The 18,444-nt window shown below is 63.5% G+C and carries 12 protein-coding genes; 3 read left to right on the top strand and 9 right to left on the bottom strand.

All coding sequences use genetic code 11. The features are described from left to right. Positions 1 to 67: 67 nt before the first annotated feature. On the bottom strand, positions 68 to 2,446 hold the full coding sequence (locus PI93_RS24505; RefSeq protein WP_407945375.1) for a TonB-dependent hemoglobin/transferrin/lactoferrin family receptor: 2,379 nt from the start codon (positions 2,444 to 2,446) through the stop codon (positions 68 to 70). 348 nt (positions 2,447 to 2,794) lie between these two features. Continuing rightward, a complete protein-coding gene (locus tag PI93_RS24500; RefSeq protein ID WP_010806630.1) occupies positions 2,795 to 3,256 on the bottom strand; it encodes an Lrp/AsnC family transcriptional regulator in 462 nt (153 codons plus the stop codon). Positions 3,257 to 3,492: 236 nt separating this feature from the next. On the opposite strand from PI93_RS24500, the gene PI93_RS24495 reads away from it, so the two are divergent. Then, positions 3,493 to 7,098, top strand: coding sequence for an indolepyruvate ferredoxin oxidoreductase family protein (locus PI93_RS24495; RefSeq protein ID WP_167525584.1), 3,606 nt, complete (start codon positions 3,493 to 3,495; stop codon positions 7,096 to 7,098). 269 nt (positions 7,099 to 7,367) lie between these two features. Beyond that, positions 7,368 to 8,396: a tryptophan--tRNA ligase gene (gene trpS, locus PI93_RS24490; RefSeq protein WP_039366267.1), complete on the top strand. Its 1,029-nt coding sequence runs from the start codon at positions 7,368 to 7,370 to the stop codon at positions 8,394 to 8,396. 108 nt (positions 8,397 to 8,504) lie between these two features. Here trpS and PI93_RS24485 read toward each other — a convergent pair whose 3' ends face one another. From PI93_RS24485 to PI93_RS24455, 7 genes are all read right to left on the bottom strand, one after another. Further along, positions 8,505 to 8,816, bottom strand: a complete 312-nt coding sequence (locus PI93_RS24485; RefSeq protein WP_039366270.1) for a hypothetical protein — start codon at positions 8,814 to 8,816, stop codon at positions 8,505 to 8,507. Positions 8,817 to 8,870: 54 nt separating this feature from the next. Beyond that, positions 8,871 to 10,034, bottom strand: a complete 1,164-nt coding sequence (locus PI93_RS24480; RefSeq protein WP_039366273.1) for a hypothetical protein — start codon at positions 10,032 to 10,034, stop codon at positions 8,871 to 8,873. Positions 10,035 to 10,287: 253 nt separating this feature from the next. Beyond that, a complete protein-coding gene (locus PI93_RS24475; RefSeq protein ID WP_039366275.1) occupies positions 10,288 to 11,517 on the bottom strand; it encodes a metal-dependent hydrolase family protein in 1,230 nt (409 codons plus the stop codon). 64 nt (positions 11,518 to 11,581) lie between these two features. Beyond that, positions 11,582 to 12,862, bottom strand: a complete 1,281-nt coding sequence (locus PI93_RS24470; protein WP_039366277.1) for an MFS transporter — start codon at positions 12,860 to 12,862, stop codon at positions 11,582 to 11,584. A 237-nt stretch (positions 12,863 to 13,099) separates the two neighbouring features. Further along, positions 13,100 to 14,002: a LysR substrate-binding domain-containing protein gene (locus PI93_RS24465; protein ID WP_039366280.1), complete on the bottom strand. Its 903-nt coding sequence runs from the start codon at positions 14,000 to 14,002 to the stop codon at positions 13,100 to 13,102. 14 nt (positions 14,003 to 14,016) lie between these two features. Then, positions 14,017 to 15,405, bottom strand: coding sequence for a class II fumarate hydratase (gene fumC / locus PI93_RS24460; RefSeq protein ID WP_080759030.1), 1,389 nt, complete (start codon positions 15,403 to 15,405; stop codon positions 14,017 to 14,019). Positions 15,406 to 15,603: 198 nt separating this feature from the next. Then, entirely contained in the window at positions 15,604 to 16,479 is an 876-nt protein-coding gene (locus tag PI93_RS24455; protein WP_039366285.1) for a LysR family transcriptional regulator, read from the bottom strand. A 311-nt stretch (positions 16,480 to 16,790) separates the two neighbouring features. Between PI93_RS24455 and PI93_RS24450 the strand changes: the two genes are divergently transcribed. Beyond that, entirely contained in the window at positions 16,791 to 18,425 is a 1,635-nt protein-coding gene (locus tag PI93_RS24450; protein ID WP_039366288.1) for a GMC family oxidoreductase, read from the top strand. Positions 18,426 to 18,444 lie beyond the last annotated feature (19 nt).

Here is an 18,444-nt window from a genome sequence, read left to right as displayed (position 1 = left end):
CGCCGGCGGGCGTCGAACTGACGAAGTACGGGCGCGCCGGCGCGGTTCTGACAATCGATGCGTGGCATCAGTACTGGAGCTTCAGGCTCACAGCCACGCTGCGGCCCGGTGCCGAATACGCGTCCTTGACGGTCGAGTTATCGGCGATGTTGCGCACATCCGACCAGTTCCAGTACTTGCGGTCGAACACGTTGTAGACGCCCGCGTAAAGCGTGGCGTTCTTGTTGATGTGATAGCCGCCCGACAGATCGAGCACGATCGACGACGGGGGGGCCCAGCAGTTCTGGTTCTGCTGCGTGCCCGACGTGCAGGTCTTCGCGATCTGACCTTGCGACTTGGCGGCCTGGAAGAGCAGATCGGCTTGCGCGAACCACGTGCTGTTCGGCTCGTAACGCACGCCGAGCACCATCGAGAACGGGTTGACGGTATTGAGCGGCTGATCGGCGCCGCCGTTGTCCTGCGTGGTGCCATGCGTGTAGGCCATGGCGGTGCGCAACGTCACGCCGCCCTTGAGGGCCCACGTGGCGCGGCCTTCCCAGCCCTGAATCCGGGCACGGCTGAAGTTCACGTACTGATAGATGAGCGGATCGTTCGGACGGCCCGAGCCGCTGATGTTCTGCTGCGAGATGAAGTTGCGGTAGTTACCCGCGAAGACTGCCGTGCTGTACGTGACCGGGCCGAGCGTGGTGGCCAGGCGTCCGCGCAGCCCCAGTTCGAACGTGTCGCTCGTCTCGGGCTTGAGGTTCGGATTCGCGATCGACATGTAGCCGAAGATCGGATTCGAGAAGCCGTTGTTGACCTGATCCGGCGTCGGCGTGCGGAAGCCGCGTGCGTATTGCACATACGGAATCAGCGACGGCGCGATCTCGTACATGATCGCCAGACGCGGCGAGAACGCCGAGTCGTTCGACGACGTCGGTTGAACACGGGCGCCCGAGCTGGTTTGGGAAACGTACAGCGGATCGTTCTGCTTCGGCGAGAGCCAGTAGGCGTCGTAGCGAATGCCCGGCGTCACCGTGAGCGCGCCGTAGCGAATCTCGTCCTGCAAATACGCGCCGAACAGGGTGTAGTCGGTGTCGGGGAACGCCTTGTTCGGGAACGATTCGCCCACCCCCGGCACGGTGCCGTTGCGATAGCTGGTGATGTACGCGAGGCTCGCGTCGGTGCCGTACACGAGCTTGTGCGTGAGCGGGCCGGTCGCGAAGTTGCTTTGCGCTTGCAGCGAGCCGCCGACCGTGCGCTCCTTGTACGTGTTGTCGCGCGTGCGGTCCCCTGCGGTGCGTTTCTCGTAGGCGTACTGGCTGTTCTTCGCGTCCTGGAAGTACAGCAGGGCGTGCGCGTTCTGGACGTAGGTCTGCGTGGCGTCGTTGAAGTCGTAATCGAGGCTGACGCGATTACGCTCGAGACGGTCGCTCGTGTTCAGACCCAGCGTCGTTGGCGGGTTGACGGCCGACAGCACGTTGGAGTCCACGCGGCGGCGCACGGTCTCGCCCGTGAGTTTGAACGTCGAGCTTGGCGTGGCCTTGAAGACCAGTTTGCCGAGCACCGAGTCGCCGTTGCTGTCCTGAGGGTTGGCGGTCGTGCGCGACGTGCTGGCCGAGTTGTTGGTGCCCTTGCCGTCGAGTTCGTGTCCCTTGTTGCCGTCGATGATCACCATGCCCTGCCACTGCTCGCCCCCCCACGCTGCCTGCGCGGTGGTGCCGAAGCTCCGGTCCATGGAGTTGTAGTACGGGCGCAGCGAGAAGTAGGTCGACTTGCCGAACACGTCGAGCAGGTCTTGCGGGTCTTTGGTGAGGAAGTTGACGACACCGGTGAGGCCGTCGCTGCCGTACAGCGACGATGCCGGGCCGCGCAGGATTTCGATGCGGCGCAGCAGGTCCATGCTCATGTAGTCGCCACGGCCGGCTTCGAGCGGGCCGAACGAGTACGAGGAGGGCATCCGGATGCCGTCTTCGAACAGCGCCACGCGGTTGCCTTCGAGGCCACGGATATTGATGCTCGAATTGCCGTCGCGACCGCCACCGGCGGCGGCCGACGCGGGGCGATACGGCGCGCGACGCACCGTGACGCCCGGCTCGTAGCGCAGCGCTTCCTTGATGTCTTGCGCCTGCTGCTCCTCGAGATCCTGATCGGTAATGACCGAAATGGACGCCGGTGTGCGTTCCGCCTCGGTGGGCGTGCGCGTCGCCGTCACGTTCACCTCACGAAGATTGGCTTCGGCGAGCTGCAACGGTGCGCCGGGCGATAGCTGCGCGAGTTGGAGCGTCTGGGTCTGTTTGACCGGTTGGACCGGTGGCGTAGAGCCCTCGACCGGCGCCTGCTGAGCAAACGCGGCAGGCAACCAGAACGCGGCAAGCACCGCGCCTGCAAGCGGGTGCAGACGCCGACGTGGCTCGCGCGCCGATTGGCGTTGCGAGTCTTCGGCCCGATTTCCGTTGCCACGCATGGCGCGGATCGAACCGTTGGCGCCGTATTCCCGGCGCGTGGACATGACAAAGGCGCGGCCCCCGCCGCTCGACGACTGCTTCACTGCTGGCTCCCAGTACTAGAAAACCCCGTTTCTGGCTGGCGAGCGCTCGTAGCAATCGGCGTGTAGGCAGCGTCGTGATCGACGCTGACGAACACGCTGGCAGGCGCGGCTGGCGAAAAATCTCGTGCCACCCGGCCGCGGATATTCGGCCTTGGGACGAAGAACTTAAATGAGAATCATTTGCATTTTTACGGGAGAAAGACCGGCACGTCAAGTGGGTCGTCGTGCAATGTCAACAATTGGGAATGTGGGGAAAGGATCGCATCAGATCGGCAGGCTGGTATCGAACTTGATTTCGCGCAGCACGACGCTCGTTTTCACGTTGGCGACGGCGGGCAAGCGGAAGATGTGTTCGTGCAGAAACGCGTCGTAGGCTTTGATGTCCGGCGCCACGATCTTGAGGATGTAGTCGGCTTCGCCCGTGGTGCTGTAGCACTCGGTCACTTCCGGGCAGGTGCGGATTTCCCGCTCGAACTGTTCCGTGCCGCCTTCGGTGTGGCGCGTGAGTTGCACATGCGCCAACGCGCACACGTGCAGGCCCAGCTTTTCCCGGTCGAGCAGTACCGTGTAGCGCTGGATCACGCCGCTTTGTTCCATGTCCTTGATGCGCCGCCAGCAGGGGGTGGCCGATAGGCCCACGTTTTCGGAGAGTTCCTGCGCCGAGCGGCGCGAGTCGATCTGTAACAGACGCAAGATCTGCCGGGCAAAGTTATCGAGTAATTCCATTTCTTAAAATCGCCTTTTGCGAAATGAACGTTTCTTATTGTGCGCCAAACGGAGTGAAATAGTAAAAATCTTTCTCCTGCCTCCCCATACACTGCTTGCATACCAATGCGTGCCCGCGCTATGCGGCAAGTGCGTTGAGACGAACAGAACAAATGCCCCCGAAGCACGGCCGACGCACGATCGCCATGGGTGACGTACCGGTCACGGGGATCAGGAGATACCCAATGAATGCCCCCATGCGCGCCGCGCTTGCGACGCCGACGGCCAACCCGCTGGCCCATCCCGACTACCAGCTCTCCGACGCGCTCACGGCCAGTCGAGGTCAGATTTTCCTCACCGGCACGCAGGCGCTCGTGCGCATTCTGCTGATGCAGCACCAGCTCGATGCTGCGCGCGGCATGAACACGGCGGGTTTCATCAGCGGGTATCGCGGCTCGCCGCTCGGGGGTGTCGATCAGCAGTTGTGGAAGGCGAAGAAGCTGCTCGATGCGGCCAACGTCAAGTTCCTGCCGGCGATCAACGAAGAGTTGGGCGGCACGGCCGTGATGGGCACGCAACGCGTGGAAGCCGACCCTGAGCGCACTGTCGAGGGCGTATTCGGCATGTGGTACGGCAAAGGCCCGGGCGTAGACCGTGCAGGCGATGCACTCAAGCATGGCAACGCCTACGGTGCCTCCCGTCACGGCGGGGTGCTGGTGGTGGCGGGTGACGATCACGGCTGCGTGTCGTCGTCGATGCCCCATCAGAGCGACTTCACGATGATGTCGTGGAGCATGCCCGTGCTCAATCCGGCCGACATTGGCGAACTCGTCGAATTCGGGCTCTACGGCTATGCGCTGTCGCGTTTCTCGGGCGCCTGGGCGGGCCTCAAGGCGATCTCCGAGACGGTCGAGTCGCGCGGTACCGTCGATCTCGACAAGATTCGCACGGACTGGGTCGAGCCGCTCGATTACGTTGCGCCCGCAGGCGGCTTGCACAACCGCTGGCCCGATCTGCCGAGCCTCGCACTGGAGGCGCGTCTGGCCGACAAGCTCGAAGCCGTGCGTGCCTTCTCCCGCGTGAACAGCATCGACAAGTGGATCGCCCCGGCGCCGGACGCCGACATCGGTATCGTGACGTGCGGCAAGGCGCATCTCGACCTGATGGAGACGCTGCGCCGTCTGGATATCACCGTCGACGATCTCGCCGCGGCCGGTGTGCGCATCTACAAGGTGGGGTTGTCGTTCCCGCTCGACATGTCGCGTCTGGACACCTTCGTCGCCGGTCTGAAGGAAATTCTCGTGATCGAGGAGAAGGGCCCGGTCGTCGAGCAGCAGGTCAAGCAGTACCTCTACAACCGCACCACGGGCACGCGTCCGATCGTGCTGGGCAAGACCGACGCCGACGGCCGTGCGCTGCTCTCCGCATTGGGCGAGCTGCGTCCGTCGCGCGTATTGCCGGTATTCGCCGAGTGGCTGGCGAAGCATCGTCCGGCGCTGGATCGTCGCGAACGCGTGGTCGATCTCGTGGCGCACGAGATCCTGTCGAATGCGGCAGACGGCGTGCGTCGTGTGCCGTATTTCTGTTCGGGCTGTCCGCACAACACGTCGACGAAGGTGCCGGAAGGCTCCATCGCGCAAGCGGGCATCGGCTGCCACTTCATGGCGTCGTGGATGGACCGCGACACCACGGGGCTGATTCAGATGGGCGGCGAAGGGGTGGATTGGGCCGCGCATTCGCATTTCACCAAACGTGCGCACGTCTTCCAGAATCTGGGTGACGGCACGTACTTCCACTCCGGTCTGCTGGCAATTCGTCAGGCGGTGGCGTCGAAGGCGAACATCACCTACAAGATTCTCTACAACGACGCCGTGGCGATGACCGGCGGCCAGCCGGTGGACGGCTCGATTTCGGTGCCCCAGATTGCGCGTCAGGTCGAGGCCGAAGGCATCGCGAAACTCGTGGTGGTGAGCGACGAACCCGAGAAGTACATCGGTCACGAAGGGCAGTTCCCGAAGGGCACGACGTTCCATCACCGTAGCGAACTCGACGCCGTGCAGCGCGAATTGCGCGAGATTCCCGGCGCGACCGTGCTCATCTACGATCAGACGTGTGCGGCCGAGAAGCGTCGCCGTCGGAAGAAAAACGAATTCCCGAATCCGGATCGCCGTCTGTTCATCAACGAAGCCGTGTGTGAAGGTTGTGGTGACTGCGGCGTGGCGTCGAACTGCCTGTCGGTCGAGCCGGTGGAAACGGCGATGGGGCGCAAGCGCCGCATCGACCAATCGTCGTGCAACAAGGACTTCTCCTGCGTGAACGGCTTCTGTCCGAGCTTCGTGTCGGTCAAGGGCGCGCAGTTGAAGAAGGCGCTGGCCGCCGCATTCGATCAGGCGGCATTCGAAGGGCGTCTGAACGCGCTGCCGCAACCGACCGCACTCGCCGGCGACGCACCATTCGACATCATGGTCACGGGCGTGGGCGGCACCGGTGTGGTGACGATCGGCGCCCTTATCACGATGGCCGCGCATCTCGAAGGCAAGAGCGCTTCGGTGCTCGACTTCATGGGCTTTGCACAGAAGGGCGGCGCCGTGCTGTCGTTCGTGCGCTTCGCCAACACGCCGCAAGCGCTCAATCAGGTGCGTATCGACACGCAACAGGCCGATGTGCTGCTCGCCTGCGACATGGTCGTGGGCGCCAGCGCCGACGCGCTGCAAACCGTGCGCCGCGACCGCACGCGCGTGGTTGTCAACACGCACGCGATCCCGAACGCGACGTTCGTGCAGAACCCCGACGCGAATCTCCATGCCGACGCACTGCTGGCGAAGATGCATCACGCTGCTGGCAACGCCAAGCTCGACGCCTGCGACGCGCAAGCGCTCGCGCAGCGTTTCCTCGGCGACACGATGGGTGCGAACATCATCATGCTCGGCTTCGCATGGCAACTGGGACTGGTGCCGGTGTCGCTGCACGCGCTGCAACGTGCCATCGAACTGAACAACGTGGCGGTGCCGATGAACCAGTTGGCGTTGGCCATCGGACGGTTGGCCGCGGGCGATCCGGCTGCGTTGACCGAGACGACGGCGAAGTCGGCGCATGCGCCGGTACATGCCCCGGTCGCCGACGACATGACGTTCGACGCCCTCGTCGCCCATCGCGTGGATCTGCTCACACAGTACCAGAGCGCCGGGTATGCCGCGCAGTTCGCGCGCTTCGTGAAGCAGGTCGCCGATGCCGAGACGCGTGTGTCGGGCGCACCGGGCCGACTGTCGCGTGCCGTCGCCCAGCAACTGTCGCGTCTGATGGCGTACAAGGACGAGTACGAAGTGGCGCGTCTGTATGCGCAGACGGCGTTCGCCGATTCACTGGGCGAGACGTTCGAAGGCAAGCCGGGCCGCGACTTCCGACTCGAGTTCCACATGGCGCCCCCGCTCATCGCGCGCGGCAAGGACGGTGGCGTGCCGAAGAAGGTGACGATCGGGCCGTGGCTGTGGCCGGTGCTGCGTGGCATGGCGAAGCTGCGTGGGTTGCGCGGCGGTGCGCTCGATGTTTTCGGCTACACGCTGGAGCGCCGTATGGAGCGTCAGTTGATCGTGGACTACCGCACAACGATCGAACGCGCGCTGGCTGTCCTGACGGCCGACACGCTGGCCGACGTGATCGCCCTGGCGGAAGCCCCGGCGAAGATTCGCGGCTACGGTCATGTGAAGCTCGCGAATCTGGCGATGGCCAAACGTGTCGAGGCGACGATTGCCGCGCGACTCGATGTGACGCCCGCAACCGGCGACGCTGTCGAGCAAGCGCTGGCGCATGCGCGCAGCAGCGGCAAGTCGCTCAAGGGGATTCCGGTGGTGACGACGCGCTGAGAGTCGGGCTGCGTAGAATCGTTGAAGCATGCGAAAGCGGGGGCTACGGCCCCCGTTTTTCATGGGCGCCAGTCTCTCGCCCGGCAGGACTTGCCGGTACGCGACGCTCGCGTTTTTCATACCGTCATCGGGCCGACGCGCTACCATTCGGGGGTTACGGTTGACGCAACTGGGTGAACCGGAGGCCGACGATGGCGCGACGACGGGAAGCCGTCCACCGCCCGGACGGCGTCGGGGATTGCCATAAGCGCTTGATTACGGAGAGGAAAATGAGTGTTTCGAAGGCACCTGCGGATCGCAAGGTGATCCTCACGGGTGACCGCCCGACGGGTCCGCTGCATCTGGGTCACTACGTCGGCAGTCTGAAAAACCGCGTGGCGTATCAGCACGAGTACAAGCAGTTCATTCTGGTCGCCGATGCCCAGGCATTGACCGATAACACGGACGATCGCGGCAAGGTGCATCGCAACGTTTCGGAAGTGGCGCTCGACTATCTGGCCGTCGGCATCGATCCGACGGTGACGACCATCTGCGTGCAGACGTGGCTGCCCGAGCTGACCGAACTCACGTTCTACTATCTGAATCTGGTGACGGTGGCGCGTCTGGAGCGCAATCCGACGGTCAAGCAGGAGATCGGTCTGCGTAATTTCGAGCGCGACATTCCGGCCGGCTTCCTCACGTATCCGGTGAGCCAGGCGGCAGACATCACGGCGTTTCGCGCCACGCTCGTGCCGGTCGGCGAAGATCAGTTGCCGATGATCGAGCAGACCAACGAAATCGTGCGTCGCCTGAATCGGCTGGCCGATCGCGAGATTCTCGTCGAAACGAAGGCGCTCGTGCCGCCGATCGGACGTCTGCCGGGCATCGACGGCAAGGCCAAGATGAGCAAGTCGCTGGGCAACGTGATCAACATTTCGTCGACGCCTGACGAGATCCGAGCGGCGGTGAAGAAGTGCTACACCGACCCGCTGCATCTGAAAGTGGAGGACCCGGGGCACCTTGAAGGCAATGTCGCGTTCGCCTATCTCGATGCTTTCGACGAAGACAAGGAAGGCTTGCAGGCGCTCAAGGATCACTATGTGCGCGGCGGTCTGGCCGACTCGAAGGTGAAGGCGCGTCTGGAAGAGCGTTTGCAGGAGATGCTGCGCCCGATGCGCGAGCGTCGCGAAGCGTATGCCAAGCAGCCGGACTTCGTCTGGGACATGCTGCGTGCGGGCACCGAACGCGCGCGCGAGACGGTCTCGCAAACGCTCGACGATGTGCGCTCGGTCTTCGTCACGCCGGGCTGGAAGAAGTAAGGTCGCGCCGAAAGGCGGACGGATCGACGTATCGGACGTATCGGACGTCGGCGGTAAAGAAAAAGCAGCCCATCAGGGCTGCTTTTTTGTTGTCGCGTGGTGGGTGTCTCAGAGTTGCGTGGTGATCGTTTCGATATTGCCGCACGACCGGCATCGTGTGATGTCGCTTCTCATCGATTCAATACTCGCCAGCGATTGAGCGTTGTCGGCCGAGGCCGCGCGCGTCACTGTGCGTGTTTCCGATCGGGCGATGAGATGATCGATGCGCGCGAGCGCGGCATTTTGCATTCTCAGAAGTTCGGCCAGTCCGGTTTCGACCTCGGTGATGGCGTCGCTCATCCGTCCCTGGGCGGCCATCGCGAAATAGCTTTGCCCCGGATTCGACACTGGCGCGAAAGGTGGATTGTTGGTAGGCAGCATGCTGGGTTTATCTCCTCTTGGTGAATGTTCCGCGTTCGAACCCTCGGCCCGCAGTCAAAGTCGGGTTTTCATGGGAACGTGGTCGAAATTCCTGAGTTTCCGATTGAGCGTGTCTTGATTGCGCGTGGCGTGAGTGACGTCGTGATTGATCCCGTCGAGGCGCTCTTGCATCTGCGTCGTCGCGCCGGATTGGTGAATCCCGTGCCTGGCTTCGATGCCGCGATTGACGGCGTCATTCAAATTTTTCACCGCCGTGATTTCTGTCGATAACTGACTCCAGCCGCGATTGCGTGCGTAGGCGAAGACGTTGAAGATGCCGTTGGTTGCCGTCACGATGCTCATCCCCGTCGTGGCGATCTTCAGCCCTAGGGCGAGGCCCGTGAGGGCAGGAAGCAGTGGCGGCGCCACGATCGATGCGACCCCCAGCGATACCGTGATGACGAGGAACGTGACGAGGATCGCGATTTTCGTTTTCCATCGTCGCTTCTCTGCCGGAATGGCGAGCTGCGCCTGCGTCAGATAGTGATGAACCAGCGGCTCGGTCTTGCTGAGCAGGTTGCCCGTGACTTCGAAGGCCGCATGCAACTCCGCCTTGGCCTGTTTGAGCGCCTGCGGCGTCATTTTTGCGCCGTCCAGCGCCTGTCGCTTGTCTTCCAGCAACTGCCGTGCCGAAGACGCGCAGACCATGGTGTCGAGCGCTGCTTTCAGGTTGCCCAGCGCATCGAGTGCCGCCCGCGCTTTCGGCATCAATTGCTCCGGGTCGGAGATCGAGCGTTGCGAGTCGACACTCTTGATCGTGAACTTCGAGAAGGAAATATCGCGCGCGTTGCACAGCCTTTCGACGGCGCTGTCGAACAGTTCGATCAGTCCGTCGATGCCGAGAATATCGGAGGCCTGATGTGTGGCGACCGTTTCGGACAGTCGAAAAATGACGCCGTATTCGTCCGAGAGTTTCCCGCGTACCGCGTCGGGGGCAATCGCCTTGGCGGCGACGTTCCAATCGCGCTTGATCGTCGCGAAGCTATCGAGAATGCCCTCGCGGAGGGACTCGATGGTGGGCGAGGTATCGGTGGGGGGCGATGATTCTCCAGGGATCGGTGGAGGTTGCCGAACGACGACATGCCGCCAGTCGGCTGATGAGGTGGACTTGTCCGATGGCCATTGCGGAGCAACGGCGTCAAAGCCAAGCGGCATGTAGTTTTGCGGAACGAGCTTCATTGGGGGGACCCTCCGTCGACAACATTCTCTGGAGTCTAGGCAGCGTCACCCCCGTGCGCTTTTCATTCGTTTTACGGATTGTCGTAAACGAGGTGCCGTTGCGCCCTGAACGGTGGTGAAATCCCCGGCAAATAAAGAAACGCCGCGATGTGCGAGGCATCGCGGCGTTTGCGGATCGCATCCGGCTGCGGTGCGCAAGTAAAGGGACTTTGTCCGTGACTGTGCCCGTTACCGCCGCGCAGATTCCCGCAGATTACGGTTGCTTGGCAATCTTGCCGTCCTTGAAGACCCAGCAGATGCCTTCGCCCTGACCGGTGAGCACTTCGATCGATTCGAGCGGGTTCCCGTCGACGACGAGCACGTCGGCCAGGGCGCCCGGGGCGATCACACCCAGCTCACCCACACGGTTCAGAATTTCCGCGCCGATGACCGTCGCCGAGCGCAGCGTGTCGGCCGTGCCCAGCACGTCGGCACGAATCGTCAGTTCGTCGGACTGATACTTGTGCATGTCGCCGAGCAGATCGGAGCCGAAGCCCATCTTCACGCCCGCATCGCGGTAGATCGACAGCGATTCGCGCCCTGCGCGCTGCACGCTCTCCACCTTCGCCACCGATTCCGGCGGCAGACCCAGCGATGCGCCGTCCTTGGCCAGTGCGTCGTAGGTGACCAGCGTGGGCACCACGTATGCGCCTTTCTCGGCCATGAGCTTCGCCGTTTCGGCGTCGCACAGATTGCCGTGCTCGATGGTGCGAACACCGCAACGCACGGCACGCGCAATCGCGCGCGGCGTGTAGGCGTGCGCCATCACGTAGGTTTGCGCCGCTTCGGCTTCGGCCACCGCAGCGCGGATTTCGTCTTCCGAGTACTGCGTATTGGCGATGGGATCGACCGGCGAGGCCACGCCACCCGACGCCATCAGCTTGATCTGCGTCGCCCCCTTCTGAATCTCTTCACGCACGGCGAGGCGGATCGGGTCGACGCCATCGACCACGCGGCCGATCGCCCCGGCGCGAAACGCACACGAGCACGGTTCGAGCGTATCGCTGCGCGGACGGAAGTCGCCATGACCGCCCGTTTGCGAGAGCGCCTTGCCCGACGGGAAGATGCGCGGGCCGGGAATCACGCCTTGTTCGATGGCCTGTTGCAGCGCCCAGTCGGCGCCGCCAGCGTCGCGCACGGTCGTGAAGCCGCGGTTCAGCATGCCTTGCATGATCGGCAGCGACTTGAGCACGGTGAGCACGTTCGGCTGACTGGCGTTGGTGCCGAGGTTGGGATGCGAGGCGAGCACGTGCACGTGGCAGTCGATCATGCCGGGCATGACGGTCTTGCCGGTGACGTCGATCACCGTGGCGCCCTCGATATCGAGCGGTGTGGCGCTGACTGCGGCGATGCGATTGTCCTCGATAGCGACGTCGTGACGCTCGAGCAGACGGCCGGCGGCCGCATCGAGCACATTGCCGCCGCGAAGCAGGGTAACGGACATGGGGGAGTTCCTTGCAAAAAGACATAAGGCGCGCCGGTGAGGGCGCGCCTTGATGAGAGAAAACTCAGGCCTTGGGCAGCGGCTTCACGAAGCGCGTACCGATCAGGCTGATGGTCGCGGCGATGATCACGTAGATCGCCGGGGCCATGTTGCTGCCCGTGCGGGCAATCAGCCACGTGATGATGAGGGCAGCGAAGCCGCCGAAGATCGTCACGGCGAAGTTGTACGCCACCGACAGACCCGTCGAGAGCACTTTCGCCGGGAACAACTCGGCGAACGCCGCGAGGATCGGGCCGGTATAGCAGGCGATGAGCAGACCGAAGACGATCTGGAACGTGAGCAGCGATGGCAGACCCGGAGCCACGTTCAGGTAGGTGAACATCGGCCATGCGAGCAGCAGGATCAGCAGCGCCGAACCCGACAGGAACGGGCGGCGGCCGTAGCGATCGGCGAGACGTCCCACCACCGGTGCGAACACGAGAATCATCGCACCGCCGACCATGCCTGCCGTGAAGCCGTTGGACGCCGGCAGCTTGAGCACGCGCTGGGCATACGTCGGCATGTAGAACAGCAACACGTAGGTGCAGATCGTCCACAGCACGACCATGGAGAAGCTGGCGAGCGTCTCACGCGGATACTGCGAGAACACGTCGCGCAATGGCGTATCCGACTTCTCGGCATGTTGGAACGTCGGCGTTTCGTCGATCTTGTTACGGATGTAGAACCCCACCGGACCGATCAGCATGCCGACGATGAACGGCACACGCCAGCCCCACGATTCGAGCGATGCCTTGTCCAGCTCGGTCGTGACGAACGTGCCCACGGCCGCGCCGAGCAACACCGCGAAGCCAATGCTCGATTGAATCCATGCGGAGTAGTACGCGCGCTGATTGGCGGGTGCATATTCGGTCAGGAACGCCGTGGCGCCGCCCATTTCGCCGCCGGCCGAAAAGCCTTGCAGCAAACGCGCGAGCACGATGATGAGGGGGGCGGCCAGACCGATCTGATCGTAGGTCGGGGCCAGACCGATCATCGCGGTGCCGGCGGCCATGAGCAGAATGGTGAGCGAGAGCGCTGCCTTGCGGCCCACGCGGTCGGAATAGATTCCGAGCACGATGCCGCCGACCGGGCGCATGAAGAAGCCCACGCCGAAGGTTGCAACAGCGAGCAGGAACGACGACAGGTCGTCGCCGGTGGGGAAGAACTGCTTCGCGATGATGGCTGCGAAGAAGCTATAAACGGTGAAGTCGAACCATTCAAGACCGTTGCCGATCACCGTCGCCACGATCGCGTGACGGCGTTGACGAGCCATTTTGTCTTGAGGCACTGCGTAGGTCGCCTGCATCTGGGTCTCCCGGAGGATGGGTGGCGTCCGTCGCGTGCTTTGCATTCACGTCATGCCGGTAATACGCCTGCTTTTGTCGGATCACGTTCGCCGAAGCCGGGCAAAGCACGCCGGCGGCCTCGATTCACGTGTGCGGATGGAACACAAAATAGTGCAGACAAAATGACAGGCCAAACGATAATTCCGCATGTTGCCATGCGTGCAGCGCATGGCAACTTTCGAAATATCACGTAACCCCTATGATGGGAAACGGGTTTCCGAATAAATCCAATTGCGGAAAATTCGCGCTGCGGCATGCTCGTGGCGCTCGGCAGGCCACACGAGATAGTAGCCGCCGCCCAGACTCGCGGTCGCGTCGCAGGCGCGAACGAGCAGGCCGGCGTCGAGACAGGGATCGATCATGTGACGCCATCCCATCACCATGCCACCCCCTTCGATGGCCATCTGCACCAGCAGCGGATAGTAATTGGCGCTCACCATGCGCGGGAATTTCGGGGCGCTCACGCCTTGCAACTCGAACCAGTCGGGCCACGACATCCACTTTCGCTGGCCGTCTTCGATGAGCAGCAGCGTCTCGTTGACGAGATCGGCGGGCTTGAGCTTGCGTCCGTTGAGATACGCGGGGGAGCAGACGGGGAAGACATCCTCGTCGAAGAGACGCCGGCCGGCGAAGTCCGGCGGCAGGTCGTTACGCACGTAATACACGCCGAGATCGAACTCCGACGCGGACAGCGATGTGATGCCGTCTTTCACGATCACGCGAATCTTCACGTCGGGATGGGCCGCGCGAAAGCGCATGAGTTGCGGCGTCATCCACAACACGGCCACGCCCGACGAACAGGCCACGGTGAGTTCGAGATCGCCGCGCCGCTTCATCAGATCGGCGGTGGCTTCGGCGCACTCGCCGAGCAGCCGCTGGATCTGCTCGGCGTAGCGTTGCCCGGCCACGGTCAGCCGCAGCGTGCGATGTTCGCGCGTGAAGAGCGCGCGCCCGAGGAACTCTTCGAGCTGCGCGATCTGCCGGCTCACGGCGCTTTGCGTGAGGTTCAGCTCCGCTGCGGCCCGGGTGAAGCTCGCGTGCCGCACGGCGGCGTCGAAAGCGATCAGGCAATGCAGCGGAGGTAACGGCGAAATAGGCATGCGTTAGCGGGCGATCAGCGTTTGCCGACCATTTGCTCGGGGCGCACCCACGCGTCGAACTGTTCGCTCGTCACGTGGCCGAGCGCGAGGGCGGCTGCCTTGAGCGTGGTGCCTTCCTTGTGCGCCTTTTTCGCGATCTGCGCGGCCTTGTCGTAGCCGATGTGCGGGTTGAGCGCCGTCACGAGCATGAGCGATTCTTCGAGCAGCGAGCCGATGCGGGCGCGGTTCGGTTCGATACCGATGGCGCAGTTGTCGTTGAAGCTCACGGCCCCGTCGGCGAGCACGCGCACGCTTTGCAGGAAGTTGTGGATGAGCATCGGCTTGAACACGTTCAGCTCGAAGTTGCCCATCGAGCCGCCGACGTTGATTGCCACGTCGTTCCCCAGCACCTGGCAGCACAGCATCGTCATCGCCTCGCACTGAGTCGGGTTGACCTTGCCCGGCATGATCGAGCTGCCCGGTTCGTTTTCCGGAATCGTCAGTTCGCCAATGCCGCAACGCGGGCCGCTGGCCAGCCAGCGAACGTCGTTGGCAATCTTCATCAGGCTGGCGGCGAGCGTCTTGAGCGTGCCGTGTGCGTTGACGATGGCGTCGTTGGCCGCGAGGGCTTCAAACTTGTTGGGCGCGGTAACGAACGGCAGGCCGGTGTCGCGCGCGAGCGTGTCGGCCACCTTCTTTGCGAACTCCGGATGGGCATTCAGGCCTGTGCCAACGGCCGTGCCGCCGAGCGCGAGTTCCGCCACGTGGGGCAGGGCGTCGGCCACGTGCTTCAGGCTGTGGTCGATCTGCGCGACCCAGCCCGAGATCTCCTGACCGAGCGTGAGCGGCGTGGCGTCCTGAAGGTGGGTGCGGCCGATCTTGACGATGTCGTCGTAGGCGTGAGCCTTGGCGGCAAGCGTATCGCGCAACTGGCCGACGCTGGGCTTGAGGTGGTTGACGAGGGCGTCGAGTGCGGCGACGCTCATGGCTGTCGGGAACACGTCGTTCGACGACTGGCCCTTGTTCACGTCGTCGTTGGGATGCACGCTGCGCTCTTCGCCACGCACACCGCCGAGCAGTTCGCTGGCGCGATTCGCGAGCACTTCGTTCATGTTCATGTTCGACTGCGTGCCCGAGCCGGTCTGCCACACGGCCAGCGGGAATTCGTCGTCATGCTTGCCTTCGATGACTTCGTCGGCGGCCTTGATGATGGCGTCGGCCTTCTTGGCGTCGAGCACGCCCAGGTCCTTGTTGACCTCGGCTGCGGCGCGCTTCACGCGAGCGAGCGCACGCACGAGTTCGCGCGGCATCTTCTCGGTGGAGATCTTGAAGTTCTGCAGCGAGCGCTGCGTTTGGGCACCCCACAGACGATCGGCGGGCACGGCAATTTCGCCGAAAGTATCGCGTTCCATTCTCACAGACATGATCGACTCCTCGAAGAGAGTATTAAATTCTAGAGCGTTAGACGAGTTCCGGCATGGCAGGGCAGCGGGGGCGCGCCATGACGTAGGCATGTATTGCGAGGAGAGCGGCCATTTCGAATGTCGTGAACTGACGGCCTGAGCAGGCATGGATTATGCGCCGGAATGGTGATCCGGGGGAGTCGCAAGCGCACACGTGGCTCAGGCCCATACGGCCGCGACCAATTGCAGGGCCGCCGCGATGGCGGGCTCGTCGCGCCGCGCGGCCAGCGTGACGAACGTGAGTTCGGTCGGCACCGCCACGCCGTCGGCGATGACCAGACCGTGGGCACGGGCCTCGCGCAGGGCAATCGAGTCGCGCACGAGCGACAGCCCGATACCGGACTTCACCAGATCGAGCATCGACGGTTCCTGATCCACTTCCGCGACCTTGATGGGCGACACGCCCAGCGCGCCGAACAATTCCGAGAGTAGACGATGGTGGGCCGACTCGGGCGGTGTCCAGATCCAGGGCAGCGCGGCGAGTTCGCGCCAGCCGCGTCTGGCCACCCGCTCCCGCCAGCCGGCGGGCGCCAGCACCTGATACGAGAACGGCGTGAGAGTTATGGCGTGGAAGCGTTCCGGATCGGGGCGGCCGAGATAGAAGCCGACGTCGAGTTCGCCACGTCCCAACTGTTGCAGCACGGAGCCGGACATGCCGTGGCGCAATGCCGTCTCGATCTGCGGGTAGGACTCGACGAGGCGCTTGAGAAACGCCCCCAGCCGGGTGAACTCGGGATCGAGTATCGTGCCTATGCGCAGTCGTCCTCGCACGGTGTCGCGTAGCGCGCCGGCGGCCTGCTGAAGGTCGGCAAGCGCCGTGAGCATGCGTTCGGCCAGCGGCAAGAGCGCCTGAGCGTCACGCGTGAGCGCCAATCCCTGGGCGGTGCGCGTGAAGAGCGTCAGGCGCAACGCTTCCTGAAGCGCCCTGACCTGCAGACTGACCGCCGGTTGCGTCAGGTGCAGTCGCTGCGCAGCGCGGGTGAGGTTGCCTTCGTGGGCGATGGCGACGAAAGCGCGAAGGTGGGCAAGTTCCATGAGACGGCCGTGAGCAGGCGCTGCCCGATGGGTGGCCGGGCAACATAAGGCGATCTTATATTGCTTTTGATAATTTCTCATTGGCTTGCCTCGGTGTCCCGCAGTACGCTTGGTGTTGCCGGGGTACGTGCTGCCGGGCAAATAGCGGGCAGGCGTGAGTCGGGGGAATCAACATGAGCGATGCTGATATTGCGGCGTCGCGGACAAAATGAACCCGGAGCGGTGGGCGACAGTCCACCCCAGTCGGGTGCCGCACCAGAGCCGGCACCGCACCATGGCGAGTGCCGCGCCATCGACGGAGACATGCGGGAATGAGCAAGCAGGCAGCGAAGCAGGAAAGCTTCGATTACATCATCGTGGGGGCCGGCTCGGCCGGATGCGTGCTGGCCAATCGGCTCACGCAGGACCCCGACGTCAACGTGCTGTTGCTCGAAGCGGGCGGCAAGGACGACTACCACTGGATTCACATCCCCGTCGGCTATCTCTATTGCATCGGCAATCCGCGCACGGACTGGTTGTATCGCACGCAGCCGGAGGCGGGGCTCGGCGGCCGCTCGCTTGCGTATCCGCGTGGCCGGGTGCTGGGCGGGAGTTCGTCGATCAACGGCATGATCTATATGCGCGGTCAGCGCGAGGACTACGACGTGTGGGCCGACGCGACGGGCGACGACGGCTGGCGGTGGGACAACGTGCTGCCGCTGTTCAAGCGCAGCGAGGATCACTACAAGGGCAGCACCGAGTTTCACGGAAGCGGTGGCGAGTGGCGCGTCGAGAAACAGCGTCTGTCGTGGCGAGTGCTCGACTCGTTCGCCGACGCCGCCGAGCAGGTCGGCATTCCCAAGACCGACGACTTCAATCGAGGTGACAACTTCGGCATTGGCTATTTCGAAGTGAACCAGCGACGCGGTGTGCGCTGGAGTGCGGCGAAAGGCTTCTTGCGCCCGGCTTCGCAGCGACCGAATCTGACGGTGATCACGGGCGCGAGTGTGAGCCGCCTGATGTTCGAGGGCACGCGTTGCACTGGCGTGGCCTATCGTGGCGGCAACGAAGACTTCACGGCGCTTGCGCTCGCCGAGGTGATTCTTGCGGCGGGCGCGGTGAATTCGCCGCATTTGCTCGAGGTTTCGGGCATCGGCAATGGCGAGCGTCTGCGGGGTTTCGGTATCGATGTCGTCGCCGATCTGCCGGGGGTTGGCGAGAACCTTCAGGACCATCTGCAATTGCGCACGGTGTACAAACTGCGCGGCGTCACGACACTGAATCTCACGGCCAACAGTTGGCTCGGCAAGCTCAAGATCGGCATGCAATACGCGTTCGCGCAGCGCGGGCCGATGAGCATGGCGCCCTCGCAATTGGGAGCGTTCGCCCGCAGTCGCGACGACATGACGCGTCCCGATCTCGAATATCACGTACAGCCGTTATCGCTCGATCGCTTCGGCGAGCCGTTGCACAAATTCAATGCGTTCACGGCGTCGGTGTGCAATCTGCGACCGACGTCGCGCGGCAATGTGCATCTGACATCGCCGGATGCACGCGTTGCGCCGAACATCGCACCGCACTATCTGTCGACGCAAGCGGACTTGCGCGTGGCGGCGGATGCCATCAAGTTGACGCGTCGTATCGTGGGCGCACCCGCATTTGCGCGTTACGAGCCGCGTGAATATCTGCCGGGCCCCGCGTTTCAGAGCGATGAAGACCTGATGCGGGCGGCGGGCGAGATTGGCACGACGATCTTCCATCCGGTCGGCACCTGCCGCATGGGTCGCGCCGACGATCCCGATGCTGTTGTCGACGCGCAGTTGCGCGTGCGTGGTGTGCAGAACCTGCGAGTGGTCGATGCGTCCGTCATGCCGGTGATCACCTCGGGCAACACGAACTCGCCGACGATCATGATTGCCGAGCGCGCGAGCGACATGATTCGTGCGGCACGCAAAGCCAGGCGGTGATGAAGGTGCGAGGGTAGGT

This window comes from Pandoraea fibrosis (assembly GCF_000807775.2).
GTDB lineage: Bacteria > Pseudomonadota > Gammaproteobacteria > Burkholderiales > Burkholderiaceae > Pandoraea > Pandoraea fibrosis.
The sequence above is the reverse complement of the archived record's forward strand: the minus strand, read 5'-3'. Positions and strand labels throughout refer to the sequence as shown.